The organism is Oceanicella sp. SM1341, assembly GCF_003448965.1.
GTDB lineage: Bacteria > Pseudomonadota > Alphaproteobacteria > Rhodobacterales > Rhodobacteraceae > Paroceanicella.
Window position 1 is genome coordinate 160,137 of record NZ_QRGC01000004.1, and the last position, 20,211, is coordinate 180,347.

Here is a 20,211-nt window from a genome sequence, read left to right on the forward strand (position 1 = left end):
GGGGGACGCGGCGAGGCCCCGGGGCAGGCCCGGGGCACGGCAGCGCGGGCTGGCTTCAGAGCGCGCCGGCTTCCACCGCCACGGCGGCGGAGGCCACGATGGCGCCGTAGCGCACCGCGGTCTGGATGGTCTCGGAGGTGACACCGGCCTTGCGCAGCACGTCCTCATGGGCGTCGATGCACATGCCGCAGCCGTTCATGGCCGAGACGGCGAGCGACCAGAGCTCGAAATCGACCTTGTCCGCGCCGGGGTTGGCGAGGATGTTCATGCGCAGCTTGGCCGGCATGGTCTTGTATTCCTTGTTCGAGGCCAGGTGCACGAAACGGTAGTAGACGTTGTTCATGCCCATGATGGCGGCGGCGGCCTTCGCGGCGTCGATGGTGGCGGCATCCACCTTGCCCTCGGCCTCGGCCAGCAGCGCCTTTGCCACGGTCGCGTTGCGCGAGGCGACGCCGCAGGCCACCATCAGCCCGTATTTCTGCGCCGGGGTCAGGGTTTCGTCGTTCCCCATCGAGGAGAGGTTGAGGCGAACGTCCTTGGCGAAGGCGGGGATCTCGCCCTTCAGGGCATCGATGGTCATGTCGGTCGGTCCTGTGGCTTGGCGGCGCGGCGGCCGCGGAATGCGGTATCGGCAGCGAAAAGGCGGGCCCGCGAGCCCGCCTTCCGTGTCATGTCAGAGCTGATCGCGCGATCAGGCGGCGAGGGTGTTGCCGCCGACTTCGCGGTTGCAGGGGCACAGCTCGTCGGTCTGCAGCGCGTCGAGCACACGCAGGGTGTCCTTCGGGGCGCGGCCGACGTTGAGGTTGTTCGCGTAGACGTGCTGGATGGTGTTGTCCTGGTCCACGATGAAGGTGTAGCGGTAGGCCACGCCCTCGGGCGAGCGGATGCCCAGGCCGTCGACCAGCGCGCCGGTGGTGTCGGCGAAGGACCACATCGGCAGCTTGTCGAGGTCGGGGTGCGAGCGGCGCCAGGCCAGCTTGCAGAACTCGTTGTCGGTGGAGCCGCCCATGACCACGCAGTCACGGTCCTCGAACTCCTCGTTCAGGCGCGCGAACTCGGCGATCTCGGTGGGGCAGACGAAGGTGAAGTCCTTCGGGTAGAAGAAGATGACCTTCCACTTGCCCTCGAAGCTCTTCTCGGTGATTTCCTCGAAGGCGGAGACGCCGTTTTCCTCGTGGTTGTTGAAGCCGGGCTTCACACCCATCACGGTGAATTCGGGGAGCTTTTCGCCAATTCCGAGCATGTTGATATTCCTTGCAAATCCAGGGGTTCAGGGGAGGCCGGCCTTTCCCGCGGGACCCCGGTGAGTCTGCCGACCTTGGGAATTTAATAAGAGGGTCGAATGCTTAGGTCAAACCGATTATACCAAAGTGGAGCTTCGGTTTAATCGATGGGATTGGTCCGCCATGCTGAACGTGAACCTGCGCCACCTGCACTACCTCGTGACCCTCGCCGAGACGGGGAATTTCGGCGCCGCGGCGGCGCGCGCGGGCATCACGCAATCCACGCTCAGCGCCGCCATCCGGGGCCTGGAGGAGGAGCTGGGCGCGCCGCTGGTCGACCGCACGGGGCGGCGCATGCAGCTGCTGCCCTACGGCGAGACGGTGGTGGAGCGGGCGCGCGACATCATCGCCCAGGTGGGCGAGCTGCCCGAATATGCCGCCGCCTCGGCCCGCCCGCTCACCACCCGGCTGCGGCTGGGGATGATCCCTTCCGTAGCGCCCTTCGTGCTGCCCAAGCTGCTGCGCTCGCTCAGGGCCGCGCACCCGGATCTCCCGCTCAGCGTGCGCGAGGGGCTCACCCAGTCGCTGCTCTCCGAGATCCGCGCCGGGCGGCTCGACGCGGCCTTCATCGCCCACATGCCCTCGGTGGAGGAGTTCGACTACGCGCGCGTGGCGGATGACCCGTTCCTCGTCGCCCTGCCCCCGGGGCACCGGCTGGCGGCGCGGGCGAAGCTCTCGCTCGCCGATCTCGCCTCCGAGCGGCTGCTGCTGCTCGACCAGGGCCATTGCCTGCGCGAGCACGTGCTCACCGCCCTCGGCCGCGACGGGCTGGTGGACGAGCACGACGTGCGCGCGGCCTCGATCATGACCCTCGTCCAGCTCGTCGATTTCGGCACCGGCATCACCCTGCTGCCGCGCATCGCGGTGGACGCGGGCGCCATCGCCGGCACCGGCATCACCCTCGTGCGCTACGACAGCCCGAGCGCGGCGCGCGGCCTCGTGGTGGCCTGGCGGGCGCGCAGCTACCGGCGGCCGGACTACCTCGCCCTCGCCGAGCACATCCGCCGCCATTGCCTGCCCGGCAGCGAAGCGAAGTTAACAAAGGGTTAAGTGGCGACGTGGCGGAGACAATGCCACTCCAGTTCCCGCATTCGTTTCCGCTGCATCTGCGAAATACTCCGCGCACCCGCACAGCATGCGCCGCAACAATGCGCCGGATTTTCTTTTGTATTCAACCCTGAATACCCTTGTGCAGTACTTTATGCCAACGTGGGTTGTATCGAATCCGGTCATGCGCCTACGATTTCTGCACGCCGGCTTCCTGCGGGTGTTGTTTACGTGTTCTGCAGGTGGCCCGCGCGTGTGAATGCTTGTGCGTAACCTGTGAGGAGCGATCTTATGGCTCACGAACCCGACGGCGTCATCGATTTTGGCGCCACCCCGGACTCGACCTTCACCGTCGGCTCCGGAAACCAGGCCATCGACGGGCTGCTCAGCGGCTCGAAATGGACCGACCCTTCCCTCACCTACAGTTTCCCGGACAGTTTCACCCTCGACTACCCGCTGCTCTACCCGAACTCGGTGGCGCACACGCTCACCTACTCGCCGTTCAGCGCCACCCAGGCGGCGGCGGCGGAGAGCTGGCTGTCGATGTATGCCGCCGTCTCGGGCCTCGGCTTCGCCGAGCTCGACGGCAGCGGGAACAGCGATGACGGCGAGGCGACGCTGAAGTTCGGAAACTCGGACGACCCCGGCAAAGCCTATACCTACGGCCCGGCGGGCGATGCGAAGGCCGGGGACATGTTCTTCGACCCGAACGGCACCAGCCCGCAGCCCGGCGACGAGGACTGGCATTCCATCGGCTCCGAGCTCGGCCACGCCCTCGGCCTCAAGGACGCCGACGGCGCGGGCGGCATCGCCGGCGCCGTGCCCGCGGGCCGCGACGCGATGGAATACACCATCATGTCGGAGCGCTCCTTCGTCGGCGCCCCGCTCGGCCTTACCAACGCGCCCGACAGCTACGCCCAGTCGCTGATGATGCTCGACATCCGCGCCATCCAGCAGGCCTACGGCGCCGATTTCAGCCACAACGCCGGGAACACCACCTACAGCTTCTCCGAGACCACCGGCGAGATGTTCGTGGACGGCATCGGCCAGGGCGCGCCCGCGGGCAACGTCATCTTCCGCACCGTCTGGGACGGCGATGGCTACGACACCTACGACTTCTCGAACTACAGCACCGGCATGGACATCAACCTCTCCGCCGGCGGGCACGTGGATGTCGACAGTGCCGGCACCTTCCAGGCCGCGGACCTCGGCGCGGGGCAGTTCGCCTCCGGCCAGGTCTACAACGCCCTGCTCTTCAACGGCGATCAGCGCTCGCTCATCGAGGCGGCGATCGGCGGGAGCGGCGATGACACCCTCTCGGGCAACAACGCCGACAACGACCTCCGCGGCGGGGCGGGCGCCGACACGCTTTCGGGCTTCCGCGGCGAGGACCGGCTCTTTGGCGGTGATGACGACGACGTGCTGCGCGGCCAGGGCCGCGACGACCGGCTGCACGGCGGCGGCGGCGACGACATGCTCTACGGCGGCGCCGCCTTCGACAGTCTCTACGGCGGCTGGGGCGAGGACACGCTCATGGGCGGCAAGCGCGGCGACCTGCTCGTCGGCGGCGGCCGGGCCGACATGCTCTACGGCCAGGGCGGCAACGACGTGTTCATCGCCGGCCATGGCAACGACATGATGTTCGGCGGCCAGGGCAAGGACCTCTACGATGCCTCCGGCCATGACGGCGCGTCCTCCGGTGTCACGGTGGACCTCCACGCCGGCACCGCCACCGGGCCGGACGGCTGGACCGACACGCTCGACAGCTTCGAATCGGTCATCGGCACCGCCCAGGCCGACATGGTGACCGGCAGCGGCCGGCAGAATGTCATCCGCACCGGCGGCGGCGACGACATGGTGATGGCCGGCACCGGCGACGACACGCTGTTCGGCGGCGCCGGCAACGACACGCTCGACGGCGAACTGGGCGACGACGTGATCGGCGGCGGCAACGGTTCGGACACGCTCTTCGGCAGCGCCGGCAACGACCGGCTCACCGGCGGCGGCGGGAATGACCTGCTCGACGGCGGCATCGGCGATGACGTCTTCGTGTTCACCGAGGGCTTCGGGGTCGACACCATCACCTCCGGCGGGTTCGAAACCGGACCGGCGGGGGGCGATGTGCTCGATTTCAGCGCCATGGGAATCGGCGCCGGCATGCTCTCGATTTCGGACACGGCGCAGGGGGTGCAGATCACCGTCGCCCCGACGGGAGACGTGCTGTTCATCGAGGACGTCACGTCAGCACAGCTTGACCTGAGCGACGACTTCCTGTTCTAGGCCGCTGTCCGCATTTCCGGACCACGACTGGCCTGACTGCTTTGATCGGATGAGCCCCCCGGCCCGGCCCGGTTCCGGACGGGGGGCCCACGCCTTTCCTCTTCCCGTCGGATGGAACGCTGCGCGCCGCCCGCCCGTTAAGCCGGCGAGACACCGCGCAACGAGGAAAGGACCCCCGGCCTGATGACAGACAGCACATCCGACACGCAAAGCGACAGCGGCGAGCCCCATTCCCTCACCGAGGTGCTCGACACCTTCGCCGATGCGGGCGAGGGGGACCAGGTGCGCGTCGACGACATGCTGGGCAGCGTGGCCGACCGATCGCTGGGCGTGCTTCTGGCGCTGTTCGGGCTCGTCGCGCTCATACCGGTGATCGGCAGCATTCCCGGCGCCTCCATCGCACTGGGCACGCTGGTGCTGCTCGCGATCGCGAATTCCCTGCTGGGGCGCGGCGCGCTCCGGGTGCCCGGGTTCATCGGCCGCCGCGAGGTGCAGCGCGACAAGCTCGAGGCCGGGGTGGAGCGCGCGCGCCCCTGGGTGCGCAAGGTGGACGCGGTGCTGAGCCAGCGGCTGGAGCTGCTCGCCGTCTCGCGGCCCGCGCGGGTGGTGATCGCGCTCTGCGCGGCGGCGCTGGCGGTGGCGATGTACCCGCTTGCGGTGGTTCCCTTCGGCGTCACGGCCCCGGCGGCCGGGCTGCTCGCCTTCGGCCTCGCGCTCATGGCGCGCGACGGGTTCTTCGCCCTCGCGGGCTACGCGCTCGCCGCCGTCACGCTGTGGATGGGCCTCACCCTGGTCTGAACCGGGGCAAGGCCCCGCCCGGCCCTATTGCGGGCAGGCGGCGCCCGCGTCGACCCAGGCCCGGGTGAGGGCGCCGAACTGCGCCTGCGTGCCCGGCACGGGCGTGCGCCCCGCCCCCGGCTCCCAGCCCCAGCCGACCAGCTCGTCCTCGGCGTTGTGGGTCACCAGCTCGTCGAGCGACATGCCCCCGTTGCGCTCGGGATCCTTGATGGCGGCGCAGATCTCGGCCACCGAGAGCCCGATCCAGCCCATGCTGATCGGCGCGAGGTGCCAGGCCGGGTTACCGGGGATGGAGCCGGGCCCGTTCACGAAGGCCACGTTCTCCTCGCCGTGGCAGGTGTTGCAGCGCATGCCGGGGGCGCCGAAACCGTCTTCGGTGCGCATCACTGGCGGGCTGTGCACCGCCATGTCGTCGCCCTGGCGGGGCGTGTCGTCGCGCGGGTGGCAGTTCATGCAGCGCGGATGGGTGAGCACGCGTCCCATCTCCTCGAAGATCGCCGCCGCCCGGGCGCCGTCATCGGTGATGGAGGCGAAAGCGTCGGGCGCCTTCAGTGCTTCCTGGGCCATGAGGGGCGCGCAGAGGAGGGCGAGAAGCCCCGCCGCGGCCGCGCCGCCGCGGATCAGAATGCTGGTCATGTCTTCCGCCTTTCCTCAGACGCCGCGCAGGGGCTCGAAGGGCAGCCGGCGCGGCATGTCGCCGGTCAGCGCCCGCCAGGCATTGCCCACCGCCGGGGCCACCGGCGGCACGCCCGGCTCGCCCACGCCGGTGGGGGGCTCGGCGCTCTCGATGATCGAGACCTCCACATGCGGCATCTCGGAGATGCGCAGCATGCGGTAGGTGTCGAAATTGCCCTGCACCACCTCGCCGCCCTCGGCCAGGGTGATGGCGTTGAACATCGCGGTGCCGAGGCCGAAGCCGATGCCGCCCTCCATCTGGGCGCGGATCACGTCCGGGTTCACCGCCACGCCGCAATCGACCGCGCACCACACGCGCTCCACCTTCGGGAAGCCGCCGCGCTCCGACACTTCCGCCACCATGGCGACATAGGTGTTGAAGCTCTCGTGCACCGCCACGCCGCGGCGCAGCCCCTCGCCCCCGGAGGTGCCCGACCAGCCGGCCATGTCGGCGGCGCGCTCGAGCACGCCGCGGTCGCGCCCCGCGCTGTCCTTCGTCATCAGCGCCAGCCGGCCCTCCACGGGGTCCTTGCCGCCGATCTCGAGCAGCTCGTCGAGGAAGGTCTCCGTGGCATAGCCGGTGTGGGTGTGGCCCACCGAGCGCCACCACAGCGGCGGCACCTTGCTCTCCATCCGCGCCCAGGACACGCGCGAGGCCGGCCAGGCGTAGGGCATCTTCGTCGAGCCCTCGTAGGAGGTGGGGTCCAGCCCGTCCTCCATCATCGCCTCGAAGGGCGTGCCCGCGATGATCGACTGGTTGGCGACGGTGTTCTCCCAGCCGGTGATGTCGCCGTTCGCGTCCAGCGCGCCGCGCAGCCGGTGCACCGTGAGCGGGCGATACCAGCCGCCGCGCAGGTCGTTCTCGCGGGTCCAGACCAGCTTGTAGGCGCCGTCGCCGCCGGCCTTCGCGATGGTGGCGAGCTCGGAGGCGAACTGCGAGGAGGCCTGGGCCCGGCGGCCGAAGCTGCCACCCGCCAGCATGGTGTGGATGGTGACCGCTGCGGGGTCGAGCCCGAGCACGCCGGCCACGGTCTGGTGGTCGATGGTCTGCATCTGCGAGCCCATCCACAGCTCGGCCCCGCCCTCCTTCAGCTCCAGCACCCCGTCGAGCGGCTCCATCGGCGCATGGGCGAGATAGGGGAACACGTATTCCGCCTCGTGCGTGGTGGCGGCGGCGGCGAAGGCGGCGTCCACGTCGCCCACCGCCTCGGCCACCTTCGCGGGGGCGCGGGCGGCCTCGGTCCACTCGCGCACCATCTGCTCGGTGGAGCGGGTCTCGGCGGCGCTGTCGTCCCACTCGGCGCTCAGCGCGGCGCGGCCCCGGAAGGCGGCGAAGGTGTTGCGGGCATAGACGGCAAGGCCGCTGGGCAGCTCCTCCACCCGCTCCACCCCGTCGATGGCGAGCGCGGCCGAGGTGTCCGCCGAGCGCAGGGTGGCGCCGAATTTCGGCGGGTGCAGCATGGCGACGGTGAGCATGCCGTCACGGTAGACATCGAGGCTGAAGCGGGCCGTGCCGTCCGACTTGCCGGCCGAGTCGAGCCGCGGCACGCTGGTGCCGATCAGGGTGAAGGCGGAGGGGTCCTTCACCGCCGGGTCCTCGGGCATGGCGCTGTCGCGCGCGGCCTCGGCGAGGGCGCCGAAGCCGGAGCTGTTGCCCGAGGGCTCGTGGGCGATCACGCCCTTCGCCACGGTGATCTCGCCCTCCGGCACGCCCCATTCGCGCGCGGCGGCGGCGACGAGCATGGCCCGCGCCGCGGCGCCGGCCTTGCGCATCTGCATGTACGAGTTGGCCATGGCGGTGGAGCCGCCGGTGCCCTGGATGCCGAAGAGCGTGTTGGCGTAGAGCGCGGCATCGGCGGGGGCGGCCTCGGCGCGCATCTGCGCCCAGTCGGCGTCGAGCTCCTCGGCCACCAGCGTGGTGAGGCCGGTGTAGGGCCCCTGCCCCATCTCGAGATGCTTGATGAGCACGGTCACCGTGTCATCGGGGGCGATGCGCACGAAGGCGTTGGGCGCGAAGCTGCCGGCGGCATCGCCGCGGATCACCGCCGCGGCGCCGGACTGGGCGCGGGCGGCGAGCGGCAGGCTCAGCCCGATGACGAGGCCGGAGCCGAGGGCGAGGAAGCGGCGGCGGGAGGGGTTGTGCACGGTCATGGCTCAGCCCTCCAGCGTGGTCGCGGCTTCGTGGATGGCGGCGCGGATGCGCTGGTAGGTGGCGCAGCGGCAGACATTGCCGGCCATCGCGCTGTCGATATCCGCGTCGCTGGGCTTCGGGATCTCCTGCAGGAGCGCCGTGGCCGAGACCACCTGGCCTGACTGGCAGTAGCCGCATTGCGGCACGTCGATCTTCACCCAGGCGGCCCGGACGGCCTCGGCCTCCGGGCCCTCCAGCGCCTCGATGGTGGTGACGGAGGCGCCGTCGATCGCGCCCACGGGCGTGACGCAGGAGCGGCGGGTCATGCCGTCCAGCAGCACCGTGCAGGCGCCGCATTGCGCGACGCCGCAGCCGAACTTGGTGCCGGTGAGGCGCAACTCGTCGCGCAGAACCCAGAGGAGCGGAGTGTCGGGGTCGACGGAGAGCCGGTGCTCGGTGCCGTTGACCGTGAGCGTGACGGACATGGTGAAACTCCCTGGCTTCGGCACGTCTGCGCGTGCCTGGCGGCGGAAAGGGGGGCTTTGCGCGGTGGCTGCCCCCCGGAGGGGCGCGTCGGGATGATGCCCGCGAATCCGTGCGGGCGCAACCATTCCCGCCGGTGGTCCGCCGGCCGGCGCCGGGCCTGCGGCTCAGCGGTGCTCCACGAAACCGTCCGGCGTGAGCACGAGGCCCGCGAGATCGACCCCGGTGTCGAGGATGGCGCCGTGCAGCCCCTCGCGCAGCCGCGACAGCTCCTGCTCCTGCCCCCGGGCCTCCATCCGGGCCCTGGCGATGCCGGCAAGGGTGGCGAGCAGCCCCATGGCCTCGGCGGCCTGCTGGAGCTCGGCCGGGGTGAGGGCGGCGATGTGGGGGTCGACGCACAGGATGGCCACGATACGGTCGTTCACCGCGGCGATGCCCTCCGGCGTGAGGCCCGCGTCGCGGTCGTTCACCACTTCCCAGGAAATCACGTACCAGGCTGTCATCACGTCGGCGAAGTTGCCGGAATCGTATCCTGCCGAGGCGAGCAGCTCGGTGAACCCGTCCCAGACCTCCCCGCCGTGCAGCGCCTCGCGCAGGCTGTCGCGGGCCTGCGAGCCGGCGGGGGCGATGCTCTCCACCAGCGCGGCGTGCACCTCCTCGGACACGGCCGGATCGCGCTCGAAGCCGAGCTCGCCACGGCCGTGCAGGCTGTGCATGGCGATTTCCTCCGGCGCGAGGTCGTTTTCCAGCACGGCGCGGCGGCCGGCTTCCAGCGCCGGGTTGGCCATCATCGCCACACCTTCGCGGAAGGCGCGGATATCGTATTCGGCGGAAATGCTGTTGCTCAGGCCGTGGAAATCCTGCGCCGGGCTGGCCGCCGGCAGCAGGGCGGCGGCGAGAAGCGTCAAAGGAGTGGCCCGCAGACGATGGACGAGGCGCATGCTCTTCTATCCTCCAGTATCCCCCCGCTGTTGCCCCCGCGCCCCGCCGGGCGAGGCGGGAGAACCGCAGGGCTTCCGAGGAGGAAGGATACCATGCGCGGGACCGGCCACAACCGGGCCCGCACAACTTTAGGTATTATCGGGGACAGCACTCCTGCCCCGCCGGTTGCGCCCCCGGTGTCAGGCCGGCTCGGCGAGGCTGCCGGCGTGCATGATCAGGTTGGCGAGGCCCTGCGCGTCGGTGTCTCCGGCGCGCAGCACGCGCGCGGTGCGCCCGCCGGAGAGGATGGTCACCGTGTCTGCGATGCGCACCACGTCGTTCATGTCGTGGCTGATGAGGATCACGGTCACGCCGACGGCGCGCAGGCTGCCGATCAGCTCCAGCACCTGGGCGGTCTCGCGCACGCCGAGCGCGGCGGTGGGCTCGTCCATGATGATGATCTCCGCGTCCCAGCGCAGGGCGCGGGAGATGGCCACCGCCTGGCGCTGGCCGCCGGAGAGCCGCTCCACCGGCTGGTCCATGTCGGTGAGGCGGGAGTTGAGCCGGCCGAGGTAGCCCTTCGCCATCTCCTTCATGCGCCGGTGGTCGAGCAGCGGCAGGCCGAGGCGGCGGGTCACCAGCTCGGAGCCCATGAAGATGTTCTCGGCGATGGTCATGCGCGGGGCGAGGCCGAGGTCCTGGTGGATGGTGGCGATGCCGGCCTCGAGCGCGTCATGCGGCGTGGCGAAGGAGACCGGGCGCCCCTTCACCGTGATCTCGCCGGAGGTGGGGGTCTCCACCCCCGAGATCAGCTTGATCAGCGTCGACTTGCCGGCGCCGTTGTCGCCGCACACGGCGTGCACCTCGCCGCGCGCCACGGTGAGGTCGGCGCCGCGCAGCGCGGTCAGCGCCCCGTAGGCCTTGGTGGCGGCGCGCACGCTCAGGATCGGGTCCATGCTCACTCTCCCTCGCCCCGGCGCGTCACTGGCCGAGGAACTGGTCGACGTTGGAGGCGTCCACCAGCACCGCGTCCTGGTAGAGGTAGGGGCCGGCGGTGATGGCCTCCTTCGGCTGGCCCTCCACGGCGATCTTCTCCATCGCGTCCACCGCGGCGGCGCCCATGGCCTCGAAGGGGATCGAGACGGTGGCCTGCAGCATGGAGGCAGGATCGGCGATGCGGCGGAAGGCTTCCTCGCCGCCGTCGACCGAGACCAGCGCCACGTCGCCCTTCTGCATGCCCTCGGCGGAGAGCAGGTCGTCGATCACGAAGGCCTGGCCGTCGAAGGAGGCCCAGATGCCCTTGTAATCGCCCGAGTTCTGCAGCATCAGCGCCTGCATGCCGGCGCGCACGTCATCGCGCCAGGACTGGGTGCGGGCCATGGAATGCGAGCCCACCACGGTGACGGCGGGGTTTTCCGACAGCACCACGTCGAGCACCTTGCCGCGGATGCGGGTGCCGGCGTTGGATTCGAAGCGCTCGGTGAGGATGTTGCCCTCGTAGCCGATCTCGCCCAGCAGGTAGAGTGCCGCCTGCGCGCCCACGGAATACTCGTTCACCTGCACGTCGAAGAGCGCGTTCGGGCTCGCGCCGCTCATCACGGTGATGAGGGGGATGCCGGCTTCCTTCGCCTCGGCGAACTGGGCGTCGAACTCCACCGGCTTGGACATGGCGAGGATGATGCCGTCCACCCCGCGCTGGATGAGGTTCTCGATCTGCTCGGCATGGCTAGGCAGGGTGCCGTTGGAGTTGAGCACGGTCACGTCCCAGCCCTTCTCCTTCGCCGCGGCTTCCACCGCGTTGGCCACGCGCGCATGGGTTTCCGACGACATCTGGAAGGCGACGACGCCCACCTCGAACGCATTGGCCGAAAAGGCCGTGACAATCGCGACTGCCGCGGCAGCACAGGTTCTGAACATGTCCTTACCTCCTTGTTGGCGGGGCCTCGGCCCCGGTTTTCCCTGTGGTTGGGGGCGGCCTTCAGAGGGCCGCCTTCTTGAGCACGCTGGCCGAGAGGCTCACCGAGCCAATCACGATCACGCCCAGCATGATGTCCTGCAGGTAGTAGGGGGCGCCGAGCAGCACGAGCCCGTTGCCCAGCACCGAGATGATGAGCGCCCCGGTGAAGGTGCCGGCGATGTTGGGCCGGCCGGGGTCGTACATGGTCATGCCCAGCAGCACGGCGGCGATGCCGTTGAGCAGGTAGTCGCCCGCCATCTGCGGCGCGGCGGAGGAGAGGCTCGCCACCAGCAGCACCGCGGCGATGCCGGCGGTGACGCCCGAGAGGGTGAGGCCGATCACCTTCATCCGCCGGGTGGCGATGCCGGCGCGGCGCGCGGCCTCCTCGGCCTCGCCGGTGGCCTGCATGTGCCGGCCGGTGCGGGTCTGGCGGCTCACCAGCCAGCCGGCCAGCACCACGACGGCCATGAAGAAGATCAGCACCGGGATGCCGGCCACGGTGGCGCGGCCGAGGGCGAGGAAATTCGCGTCCCACCGCCCCACGAAGCCCACGCCACCGGTGAGCATGAAGGCGATGCCGTTCGCCACCGAGGCCGTGCCCAGCGTGGTGATGAGCGAGGGCACCTTGGCGCGGGTGACGATGAGCCCGTTCACCAGCCCGCCCGCCGTGCCGATGGCGAGTGCGGCGATGACCGCGAGCGGCCAGGCCACCCCGCCATGGATCATCCCGCCGCAGACCACCGCCGCCAGCGAGCAGATGTTGGCGAAGGAGAGGTCGAGCTCGGAGGTGATGAGCGCGAAGGTGAAGCCCACCGCGAGGATGGCGAGGAAGCTGGTCTGCTTCAGCACGTTGGCGAGATTGCCCACCGAGGCGAAGTTGCGCGCGAAGACCAGCAGCACGAGCACCACCAGCAGCCCGGCCAGCGCCGTGCCGTATTTCTCGATGACCCCTCTCACCCTCAGCTCCCCTCGATATTGCCGATCGGCGGCACCAGCTCCAGCCCACCTGTCACCGGTATCACGGTGCCGGTCACGAATCCCGCCCTTTCCGACATCAGGAAGGCGGCGACATCGGCCACGTCCCCGGCCCGGCCCAGCCTGCGCAGCGGCGTGCGGGCCGAGGCGGCGCGCTCCAGCCGGCCGAATTTCTCGCCCGGGAAGGCGCCGCGCACCATGTCTGTGGCGATGATGCCCGGGGCGATGGAATTCACCCGCACCCCGTGCGGCCCCAGCGCCTGGGCCATGTTGAAGACGAGCGTGTTCACCCCGCCCTTCGCGGCACCGTAGGCCGGGTTTGCCCCGCCGCTCATCCAGGCGAGCGAGGAGATCATCACCACCGCGCCGCCGGTGCCCTGGGCGATGAGGTGCCGGCCCACCGCCCGCGCCACCCTGTGGGCGGCGGAGAGGTTGATGTCGATCACCCGGTCCCAGCCCTCGTCATCCTGCTCGGGGAAGGCGGCGACATGGGAGGTGCCGGCGCAGTGCAGCAACCCGTCGAGCCGGCCGAAGCGCGCCAGCGCGGCGGCCACCACGGCCTCCGGCGCCGCGGGGTCGGCGAGGTCGGCGGGGAAGAAGGCGAGGGCGTCGCCTTCCGCGCACTCCGAGCCGGGGCGGTCGGTGGCGGCGATGCGCCAGCCGTTGTCCATGAGGGCGGCAACGGAGGCACGGCCGATGCCGCCCCCCGCGCCGGTGACGAGGCAGACCGGCCCGCTCATGCCGCCATGGCGCGCACGAGGGCGTCGGCCCGGGCGGGGTCGACGGCGTTCAGGGTCTGCTGGTCGATCTTGATCGAGGTGCCGATGATGAAGGCATCCGCCGCGGTGGCGAGGCGGTTGATGTTCTGCGCCGACACCCCGGTGCCGACGACGACCGGCGTGTCCGGCACCTTCGCGGCCACGGCCTCGATGGCGGCGAGATCGGCCTCGACCCCCGCGGCGGGGCCGGAGACGCAGACCGCGTCGGCCAGGCCGAGGAACACCGCGCCGGAGGCGGCACTGGGCACGGGCCGCGTGTCGAGGTTGATGGAGAAGCCGGGGGTCACGTTGCAGATCAGCGCGATGTTCTCGGCGGCAAGCTCGGCGCGCAGGCGCAGGGCGCGCGCCCCGTCCGGCACCACGGCGCCGAGGTCGCCCACGTAGGAGCCGGTGAGGAAGCAGCGCACGAACTCGCCGCCCGTGGCATGGGCGATGGCCACCGAGGCCACGGGGTCGATGAGCATGTTCACGCCATGCGGCAGGCCCAGCCCGTCCTGCGCCTCGGCGATCACCTCGGTCATGGCGGCGATGGTCTGGGGCTGCATCACGCTCTCGTAGGGCATGTCGGATTCGTTGCAGTACATCACCGAGTGGAAGCCGGCCTCGCGCAGGATGCGGGCCTCGGCCCTTGCCTGCGCCACGATCTTGCGCATGCCGCCCGTGCGGTCGTAGAGCGGCGCGCCCGGCAGGGCGAGGGTGTGGACCATGCCGATCAGGAATTTCGGCGTGTTGTAGCGGCTTTCGAACAGGGTCTTCATCTCGCCCCGGCTCCTCGTTCTGTTGGAGTGCTGAAATCTTCGCGGCCGATGGCGGCCAGCGCGTGGGAGGCGCGGGCAAGCGCGTCGCGTGCCTCGCGGTAGGTTCGGAACAGGGCGTCGGCCCGGGCCCTTCGGGCGGGGTCGGGGCGGAAGGCTTCGGTCTCGCGCGGGGCGGCATCGGCGGCGGAGGCGAAATCCGCCGCCTCCCCCAGCCCCACCCGCGCCACGGCGAGGCAGCCGAGCAGGCCCAGCTCCGCCTCCGCCGAGGCGATGACCATGCGGCCCAGCATGTCGGCGCGGATGCGGTTCCAGGGCGCGGAGCGCGCGCCGCCGCCGGCGATGCGGAACTCGGCCGCCTCCTGCCCCGCCGCGGCCTCGGCGCGCGAGAGCACGTCGCGGTTGGCAAGCGCCACGCCCTCCATCACCGCGCGCACCATGTCGCCGGGCCCGTGCTCGGGCGTGAGGCCGAGGAAGGCGCCGCGCAGGTCACGGTCCCAGTAGGGGGTGCGCTCGCCATTGAGCCAGGGCGCGAAGAGGAGCGGCTTGCCGGAGGGGCGGGCGGCGAGCAGCCGCTCCAGCCGCTCGGCGAAGGGCGCGGGCCCGGGGGCGAGCAGGTCGGTGATCCAGGGCAGCAGCGTGGCGCCGTTCTGCCCCGGGCCGCCCACCTGCCACAGGCACTCGCCCCATTCCATGGTGATGAGCCCCTCGGCGCGCGCGGGCGTTCCGGCCATCAGCCCCACCACCTCGGAGGTGCCGGAGATGCAGTAGGCCCGCCCGGCGCGCAGCCCGCCGAGGCCGGCGACGGCTGTCCAGGTGTCGGTCGAGGCCTGCACCACCGGCGTGCCGGCGAGCGCGCCGAGTGCCCCGGGCAGGCCCGCGCTCACCCGCCCCACCAGCCCGCCCGCCGGCACCGTGGGCGGCAGCCGGCCCGGCGCGAGGCCGCAGGCCGCGGCGAGCGAGGCCGAGCCGCCCGCCATCGCCCGCGCCAGCCAGTGCAGCGAGATCGGGTCGGAGGCGGGGGCGCCGGTGAGGCGCAGGTTGAGATAGTCCTTCGGCTCGACCACGAGCTGCACCTGCTCCCAGGCCTCGCGCTCGTGATGGGCGAGCCAGAGCAGCCGGGCGAGCGGGTGGAAGGGGTTGAGCGCGCCCGCGTCCTCGTGCGCCGCCACGCCGGGGCGCTTCAGCGCCGCTTCGGCGGGGCCGAGGGCGCGGCTGTCGCGGAAGCTGATCGCGGGGCGCACCACGCGGTGGCCGCGGCCGAGGAACACCTGCGTGCGGGTGAAGCCGCAGACCGAGATGCAGCCGAGGGCGCCCGGCCAGCCCGGCCCGGCGGCGAGCTCCTCCACCGCCGCGCAGAGCGCGCGCCACCACAGGGCGGGGTCCTGCTCGGAGCGGCCGGAGCGGTCTTCCTCGAAGGAGACCGGCACGGAGGCGAGGGCGATCTGCGCGCCGTCGGGGCCGAAGAGCCCGGCCTTGAGCGAGGAGCCGCCGAGGTCGACGCAGAGGACATGTGTGCCGGTCATTGGCTGAACTCCGCGATCGAGCCTTCGAAGGTGAAGTAGTAGCGGTCGGCCCGCACGGCGTTGTGGGACAGCTCCACCACCCGGCCGGCGGCGTCACGCGCGATGCGGTTGGTGTTGAACAGGGCGGCGCCGGGCTCGATGCCGAGGATGCGGGCCACCTCCGCGCTGGCCGTGGTGGCTTCCAGCGTCTCCTGCATCGCGGTCACGCGCAGGCCGAAGCGGCGCTCCAGCAGCCGGTAGAGCGAGACGTTCTCGAAATCGGGCCGGGCCAGCGCCTCCAGCCCCGGGTGGCAGAGCACGGAGGTCTGGAACACCGAGGCGCAGCCGTTGAGCAGGCGCAGGCGGCGCAGCTCCACCACGCCGCCGCGCGCCTCCGGCCCGAAGACCGTGCGCTCGGAGAGGCTGGCGGGCCGCGCGGCGAAGGAGAGCGCCCGGGTGGCGGGCGTCTGGCCGTGGGCGCGGCCCTCGGTGTGGAAGTCGAGTTCCCGGGCGAGATGCTTGGCGATGCGCCCGGAGCGGTAGAAGGCGCCCACGCCCTGGCGGCGCTCGATGAGCTTCTCCTCCTCCAGCAGGGCGAGGGCGGCGCGCACGGTGGTGCGGCTCACGCCGTAGGCCTGCCGGAGCTGCGCCTCGGAGGGCACCGCGTCGCCGTCGCGCAGCGCGCCGGAGCGGAACTCCGCCCGCAGCTGTTCGGCCAGTCTGAGATACAGTCGCGTCATGCGCCCTCCTTGCGAATCCATCTTGTGACAGGTTCCAAGGACAAGCCTACAGGCAAGCGCGGGGGTTGTGGGCAGGGATAGCCCTGAAATCGCGGCGTTTTCCGCCCGGCGGCCCGGACCGCCTGTATCCGCTTTCGCAGACAGGCCGGCGCTGCCGCGGGGACAGGCGCTCCGCGCGAGAGGGCCGCATTGCCAGCCCCGGCGCGCGGGTCTATCCTCCCCGCAATGCGAAGGCACCCGCTGCGACAGCATGCGTGCCGGTTGAAAAAGAGGCAGGCCCGCGCGGCCGTGCGCGCGCCCCGGAGGGATACCAGTTCTGTCGTCTGATCCGACCCTGAGCGACGAGCCCGCGCGGCTTGCCGCGCTCCATCGTTACCAGATCCTGGACACGCTGCCCGAGGGCGGGTTCGAGCAGATCACCACGCTGGTTCGCCGCATCTACGGCGCGCCCATGGCGCTGATGACGCTCATCGACAGCGACCGGCAATGGTGCAAGTCCGCCCTCGGCATAGAGCCGGGCGAGCTGCCGCGCGACCTCGCCTTCTGCGATCGCACCATCCGCAGCCGCGATGCGCTGGTGATCGACGACACCCTGGCCGACCCGCGCTTCGCCCGCCACCCGATGGTGGTGGGTCCGCCGGGCATCCGCGCCTATCTCGGCGCGCCGCTCTGCACGCCGGAGGGCTACAATGTCGGCGCGCTCTGCGTGATCGACACCCGGCCCGCGAGCTTCAGCGAGGAGCAGGTCGCCATCCTGCACGGGTTCGCCGGCCTCGCGGTGGAGCAGATGGAGCTGCGCCTGATCGCCTCGCGCGACAGTCTCACCGGGGCGCTGAGCCGCCGCGCCTTCGAGGAGCACCTGGGCAGCGCGCTGGCCCGGCATCTGGGCGAGGGGGAGCCGAGCCGGCTGGCGCTGGTGGACATCGACCACTTCAAGACGGTGAACGACAGCCACGGCCACGCGGCGGGCGATGCGGTGCTCGCCGCCGTATCGGCCCGGCTGCAGGCCGGGCTGCGGCGCGGCGACGCGCTCGGCCGGATGGGCGGCGAGGAGTTCGGCGTGCTGCTGCGCGACTGCGGGCACGAGGAGGCGCTGGCCATCGCCGAGCGCCTGCGCCTGGCGGTGGCGGACATCGCGCTGCCCGCCCTTCCGGGGGTGCAGGTGACCGCGAGTTTCGGCCTTGCCCCCTGCGCGGCGGAGACCGGGTCGGTTGCCGGATGGCTCGCCGCCGCCGATGCCTCGCTCTACCGCGCCAAGCGCAACGGCCGCAACCGCTGCGAATTCTGAGGGAGGCCGGCCGCCCCCGCCGGTCCCGGCAACGGTCCCGCCCATCGGCGCAGCCCGGCTCCCCGGCATTCCCGGGGCGGAGGCAGGGGCCGGCGGTGCGCGCGGCCCGCGCCCCCGCCTCCGCCCCGCGCCGGGCCCGGGGCAGCCGCGCACGGCCCGAGGGGGCTCGATGCCCCCGAGGGACGTCTCCCGCGGTGCGGGTTCAGGCCGGGGCGGTCTCGCCCGGGGCGATGGCGTTCAGCCGCGCATAGGGGCCGGGGCGGGAGAGCAGTTCCGCGTGGGTGCCGCAGTCGCGCACCTCGCCCTCCTCGATCACGAAGATGCGGTCGGCGTCGCGGATCGTGCTCAGACGGTGCGCCACGATCAGCGTCGTGCGCCCGGCCGAGAGCTCGGCCAGCGAGGCCTGGATGGCCCGCTCGGTGACGGAATCGAGCGCCGAGGTCGCCTCGTCGAGGATCAGGATCGCGGGGTCCTTGAGGAACATCCGCGCGATGGAGATGCGCTGCTTCTGCCCGCCCGAGAGCTTCACCCCGCGCTCGCCCACCACCGTGTCGAGCCCCTGGGGCAGCCCGGCGATGGTCTCCTCCAGCCGGGCGCGGCGCGCCGCCTCCAGCACCTCTTCGTCGCTCGCGCCGAGGCGGCCGTAGGCGATGTTCTCGCGCAGCGTGCCGCCGAACAGGAACACGTCCTGCTGCACCACGCCGATCTGCCGGCGCAGCGAGGCGAGGGTGACGTCGCGGATGTCGATGCCGTCGATCTCGATCGCCCCGGAGGTCACGTCATAGAAGCGCGGCGGCAGGGAGCAGATGGTGGTCTTGCCCGCCCCCGAGGGCCCGACGAAGGCCACCGTCTCGCCCGGCGCGATCTCGAGGTCGATGCCGTTGAGCTGCGGCCGCCCGGGCTGGTAGGCGAAATGCACGTCGCGGAAGCGGATGCCGCCGCGGAAGGCGGGGGCGGGCCTCGCGCCGGGGCGGTCGGTCACGTCGGGCTCGGTGTCGATCAGCTCGCAGTAGCGGCGGAAGCCGGCGATGCCGCGCGGGTAGAGCTCCATCATCGTGGTGATCTTCTCGATGGGCCGGAACAGCACCGACACCAGCAGCAGGAAGCCCACGAACTCGCCGGCGGTGAGCGAGCCCGCGATGACGAAATACGTGCCCGCCACCATCACCGCGGTCTGGGTGAGGCGCATGGAGAGGTAGTTGAGCGTCATGCTCGCCGCCATCACCCGGTAGGCGTCGAGCTTGGTGCGGCGGTAGTTGCGGTTGTTCACCGCGAAGAGGTCGCGCTCGTGGCCCTCGTTGGTGAAGGCCTGCACCACGCGGATGCCGCCCACGTTCTCCTCCACCCGCGCGTTGAACTCGCCCACGCGGCCGTAGATCGCCTGCCAGGTCTGGGTCATCCGGGTGCCGTAGCGCATGGCCACGAAGGCCGTGGTCGGCACCACGACGAGGGTGATGAGCGCGAGGTCCTGGTTCACCATGAACATCAGCACGAAGGCACCGAGGAAGGTCATCACCGCGATGAAGATGTCCTCCGGCCCGTGATGGGCCACCTCGCCCACCTCCTCGAGGTCCTTGGTGATGCGCGCCACCAGGTGGCCGGTCTTGCGCTCGTCGAAATAGGAGAAGGAGAGCTTCTGGATGTGGTCGAAGGCGCGCCGGCGCATGTCGGTCTCGATGTTGATGCCCAGCATGTGGCCCCAGTAGGTCACCACCACCATCAGCCCCGCGTTGAACAGGTAGAGCGCCACCAGCCCGGCGGAGGCGAGCAGGATCAGCGCCCAGTCGCCCTGCGGCAGCAGGTGGTCGACGAACATCTGCACCGCCATGGGGAAACTGAGCTCCAGCAGCCCGCCCAGCACGGCGCAGCCGAAGTCGAGGCAGAACAGCCCGCGGTAGGGGCGGTAGTAGGAAAAGAAGCGCGCGTACATCGGGGCTCTCCGGGAAGGCGGTGTCCCTGGCGGGGGCCCGGGGCGGGGCCGGCGGGCTGGGAACGGGGGGAAACGGGGGCGCCCCCCGTCCTGGCTCCGCTCTTAGCCCGCCGGGCGGCGCATCTCAAGCGCGCGGTCGCGGCCGCCGCGCAGGGGTCGGTGCGGGGGCAGGTGCGGGGGCCTGTGAAGGGGCCGGCGCCGGCGCTCAGCCGAGCGCGCGCAGCCCGGTGCGCAGCGCGTCCGCGCCCGGGGGCGGCAGCTCCGCCTCGAGCGCGCCGTGCTCCGCCTCCCAGACCGGAAGCGCCCGGGCCAGCAGCGCCCGCCCCTCGGCCGTGAGCACCAGCAGCCGCGCCCGCCGGTCCCGCGGGCTCACCTCGACCTGCACCAGCCCGCGCCGCGCCAGCGGCTTCAGCGCCGCGGTGAGCGTGGTCTGGTCCATCGCCAGCAGGCTCGCCACCGGCCCCATGGGCGGCGGTTCCGGCCGGTTGAGCGACATCAGCAGCGAGAACTGGCCGTTGGTGAGCCCGAAGGGCCGCAGCGCCTCGTCGAAGCGCCGCGCCAGCGCCCGCGCGGCGCGCTGCGCGTGCAGGCACAGGCAGCTGTCCCGCACGCGCAGGGTGGTCTCGAAGGGAAGGATGGCATTCTTTGACATGCCGGAATAATA

At 71.4% G+C, this 20,211-nt stretch carries 19 protein-coding genes; 4 read left to right on the forward strand and 15 right to left on the reverse strand.

What is annotated here, in order from left to right; genetic code table 11:
• Positions 1–55 precede the first annotated feature (55 nt).
• Positions 56–580 carry a carboxymuconolactone decarboxylase family protein gene (locus tag D3P35_RS06040; protein WP_118133574.1) on the reverse strand — a complete coding sequence of 175 codons (525 nt, stop codon included), beginning with the start codon at positions 578–580 and terminating at the stop codon, positions 56–58.
• Positions 581–691: 111 nt separating this feature from the next.
• Positions 692–1,243, reverse strand: coding sequence for a peroxiredoxin (locus tag D3P35_RS06045; protein ID WP_118133575.1), 552 nt, complete (start codon positions 1,241–1,243; stop codon positions 692–694).
• Between the two features lie 163 nt (positions 1,244–1,406).
• On the opposite strand from D3P35_RS06045, the gene D3P35_RS06050 reads away from it, so the two are divergent.
• The 3 genes from D3P35_RS06050 to D3P35_RS06060 all read left to right on the forward strand — a co-directional run bounded on the left by D3P35_RS06050 (position 1,407) and on the right by D3P35_RS06060 (position 5,408).
• The gene (locus D3P35_RS06050) at positions 1,407–2,333 is read left to right on the forward strand and encodes a hydrogen peroxide-inducible genes activator (RefSeq protein WP_118133576.1); all 927 of its coding nucleotides are present in this window, start codon (positions 1,407–1,409) and stop codon (positions 2,331–2,333) included.
• A gap of 288 nt (positions 2,334–2,621) precedes the next feature.
• Positions 2,622–4,610 carry a M10 family metallopeptidase C-terminal domain-containing protein gene (locus D3P35_RS06055; RefSeq protein WP_118133577.1) on the forward strand — a complete coding sequence of 663 codons (1,989 nt, stop codon included), beginning with the start codon at positions 2,622–2,624 and terminating at the stop codon, positions 4,608–4,610.
• Between the two features lie 183 nt (positions 4,611–4,793).
• Positions 4,794–5,408, forward strand: coding sequence for an exopolysaccharide biosynthesis protein (locus tag D3P35_RS06060; protein ID WP_118133578.1), 615 nt, complete (start codon positions 4,794–4,796; stop codon positions 5,406–5,408).
• Between the two features lie 24 nt (positions 5,409–5,432).
• On the opposite strand, the gene D3P35_RS06065 is transcribed toward D3P35_RS06060, so the two are convergent.
• The 11 genes from D3P35_RS06065 to D3P35_RS06115 all read right to left on the reverse strand — a co-directional run bounded on the left by D3P35_RS06065 (position 5,433) and on the right by D3P35_RS06115 (position 16,329).
• Entirely contained in the window at positions 5,433–6,029 is a 597-nt protein-coding gene (locus D3P35_RS06065) for an Isoquinoline 1-oxidoreductase subunit (RefSeq protein WP_370030376.1), read from the reverse strand.
• A gap of 30 nt (positions 6,030–6,059) precedes the next feature.
• On the reverse strand, positions 6,060–8,234 hold the full coding sequence (locus tag D3P35_RS06070; RefSeq protein WP_118133580.1) for a xanthine dehydrogenase family protein molybdopterin-binding subunit: 2,175 nt from the start codon (positions 8,232–8,234) through the stop codon (positions 6,060–6,062).
• Between the two features lie 3 nt (positions 8,235–8,237).
• Positions 8,238–8,699, reverse strand: a complete 462-nt coding sequence (locus tag D3P35_RS06075; protein WP_118133581.1) for a (2Fe-2S)-binding protein — start codon at positions 8,697–8,699, stop codon at positions 8,238–8,240.
• A gap of 165 nt (positions 8,700–8,864) precedes the next feature.
• Positions 8,865–9,638, reverse strand: coding sequence for a DUF6683 family protein (locus D3P35_RS06080; RefSeq protein WP_157982049.1), 774 nt, complete (start codon positions 9,636–9,638; stop codon positions 8,865–8,867).
• Positions 9,639–9,818: 180 nt separating this feature from the next.
• Positions 9,819–10,574, reverse strand: a complete 756-nt coding sequence (locus D3P35_RS06085; RefSeq protein WP_118133583.1) for an ATP-binding cassette domain-containing protein — start codon at positions 10,572–10,574, stop codon at positions 9,819–9,821.
• Between the two features lie 25 nt (positions 10,575–10,599).
• Positions 10,600–11,535, reverse strand: a complete 936-nt coding sequence (locus tag D3P35_RS06090; RefSeq protein WP_118133584.1) for a sugar ABC transporter substrate-binding protein — start codon at positions 11,533–11,535, stop codon at positions 10,600–10,602.
• Positions 11,536–11,596: 61 nt separating this feature from the next.
• Entirely contained in the window at positions 11,597–12,532 is a 936-nt protein-coding gene (locus tag D3P35_RS06095; protein WP_118133585.1) for an ABC transporter permease, read from the reverse strand.
• A gap of 2 nt (positions 12,533–12,534) precedes the next feature.
• Positions 12,535–13,290, reverse strand: coding sequence for an SDR family NAD(P)-dependent oxidoreductase (locus D3P35_RS06100; protein WP_118133586.1), 756 nt, complete (start codon positions 13,288–13,290; stop codon positions 12,535–12,537).
• A complete protein-coding gene (locus tag D3P35_RS06105) occupies positions 13,287–14,087 on the reverse strand; it encodes a BtpA/SgcQ family protein (protein WP_118133587.1) in 801 nt (266 codons plus the stop codon). The genes D3P35_RS06100 and D3P35_RS06105 overlap by 4 nt, the downstream gene beginning before the upstream one ends.
• Positions 14,084–15,610: an FGGY-family carbohydrate kinase gene (locus D3P35_RS06110; RefSeq protein WP_118133588.1), complete on the reverse strand. Its 1,527-nt coding sequence runs from the start codon at positions 15,608–15,610 to the stop codon at positions 14,084–14,086. Before D3P35_RS06110 ends, D3P35_RS06105 begins: the two co-directional genes overlap by 4 nt.
• Positions 15,607–16,329: a GntR family transcriptional regulator gene (locus D3P35_RS06115; protein WP_198670483.1), complete on the reverse strand. Its 723-nt coding sequence runs from the start codon at positions 16,327–16,329 to the stop codon at positions 15,607–15,609. Before D3P35_RS06115 ends, D3P35_RS06110 begins: the two co-directional genes overlap by 4 nt.
• Positions 16,330–16,663: 334 nt before the next feature.
• Here D3P35_RS06115 and D3P35_RS06120 point away from each other — a divergent pair, with 334 nt between their 5' ends.
• Positions 16,664–17,617 carry a sensor domain-containing diguanylate cyclase gene (locus tag D3P35_RS06120; protein ID WP_255418344.1) on the forward strand — a complete coding sequence of 318 codons (954 nt, stop codon included), beginning with the start codon at positions 16,664–16,666 and terminating at the stop codon, positions 17,615–17,617.
• Between the two features lie 202 nt (positions 17,618–17,819).
• Here D3P35_RS06120 and D3P35_RS06125 read toward each other — a convergent pair whose 3' ends face one another.
• Together D3P35_RS06125 and D3P35_RS06130 are read right to left on the reverse strand one after the other, a co-directional pair.
• Complete coding sequence (locus D3P35_RS06125) at positions 17,820–19,547, reverse strand: ABC transporter ATP-binding protein (protein ID WP_118133591.1); 1,728 nt, start codon at positions 19,545–19,547, stop codon at positions 17,820–17,822.
• A gap of 205 nt (positions 19,548–19,752) precedes the next feature.
• Complete coding sequence (locus tag D3P35_RS06130; protein ID WP_118133592.1) at positions 19,753–20,199, reverse strand: MarR family winged helix-turn-helix transcriptional regulator; 447 nt, start codon at positions 20,197–20,199, stop codon at positions 19,753–19,755.
• Positions 20,200–20,211 lie beyond the last annotated feature (12 nt).

Excerpts from the sequence above, each read along its gene's own strand:
- D3P35_RS06040 (WP_118133574.1), bottom strand. The coding sequence starts at position 580 with ATGACCATCGATGCCCTGAAGGGCGAGATCCCCGCCTTCGCCAAGGAC.
- D3P35_RS06045 (WP_118133575.1), bottom strand. The coding sequence starts at position 1,243 with ATGCTCGGAATTGGCGAAAAGCTCCCCGAATTCACCGTGATGGGTGTG.
- D3P35_RS06050 (WP_118133576.1), top strand. The coding sequence starts at position 1,407 with ATGCTGAACGTGAACCTGCGCCACCTGCACTACCTCGTGACCCTCGCC.
- D3P35_RS06055 (WP_118133577.1), top strand. The coding sequence starts at position 2,622 with ATGGCTCACGAACCCGACGGCGTCATCGATTTTGGCGCCACCCCGGAC.
- D3P35_RS06060 (WP_118133578.1), top strand. The coding sequence starts at position 4,794 with ATGACAGACAGCACATCCGACACGCAAAGCGACAGCGGCGAGCCCCAT.
- D3P35_RS06070 (WP_118133580.1), bottom strand. The coding sequence starts at position 8,234 with ATGACCGTGCACAACCCCTCCCGCCGCCGCTTCCTCGCCCTCGGCTCC.
- D3P35_RS06075 (WP_118133581.1), bottom strand. The coding sequence starts at position 8,699 with ATGTCCGTCACGCTCACGGTCAACGGCACCGAGCACCGGCTCTCCGTC.
- D3P35_RS06080 (WP_157982049.1), bottom strand. The coding sequence starts at position 9,638 with ATGCGCCTCGTCCATCGTCTGCGGGCCACTCCTTTGACGCTTCTCGCC.
- D3P35_RS06085 (WP_118133583.1), bottom strand. The coding sequence starts at position 10,574 with ATGGACCCGATCCTGAGCGTGCGCGCCGCCACCAAGGCCTACGGGGCG.
- D3P35_RS06090 (WP_118133584.1), bottom strand. The coding sequence starts at position 11,535 with ATGTTCAGAACCTGTGCTGCCGCGGCAGTCGCGATTGTCACGGCCTTT.
- D3P35_RS06100 (WP_118133586.1), bottom strand. The coding sequence starts at position 13,290 with ATGAGCGGGCCGGTCTGCCTCGTCACCGGCGCGGGGGGCGGCATCGGC.
- D3P35_RS06105 (WP_118133587.1), bottom strand. The coding sequence starts at position 14,087 with ATGAAGACCCTGTTCGAAAGCCGCTACAACACGCCGAAATTCCTGATC.
- D3P35_RS06110 (WP_118133588.1), bottom strand. The coding sequence starts at position 15,610 with ATGACCGGCACACATGTCCTCTGCGTCGACCTCGGCGGCTCCTCGCTC.
- D3P35_RS06115 (WP_198670483.1), bottom strand. The coding sequence starts at position 16,329 with ATGACGCGACTGTATCTCAGACTGGCCGAACAGCTGCGGGCGGAGTTC.
- D3P35_RS06125 (WP_118133591.1), bottom strand. The coding sequence starts at position 19,547 with ATGTACGCGCGCTTCTTTTCCTACTACCGCCCCTACCGCGGGCTGTTC.
- D3P35_RS06130 (WP_118133592.1), bottom strand. The coding sequence starts at position 20,199 with ATGTCAAAGAATGCCATCCTTCCCTTCGAGACCACCCTGCGCGTGCGG.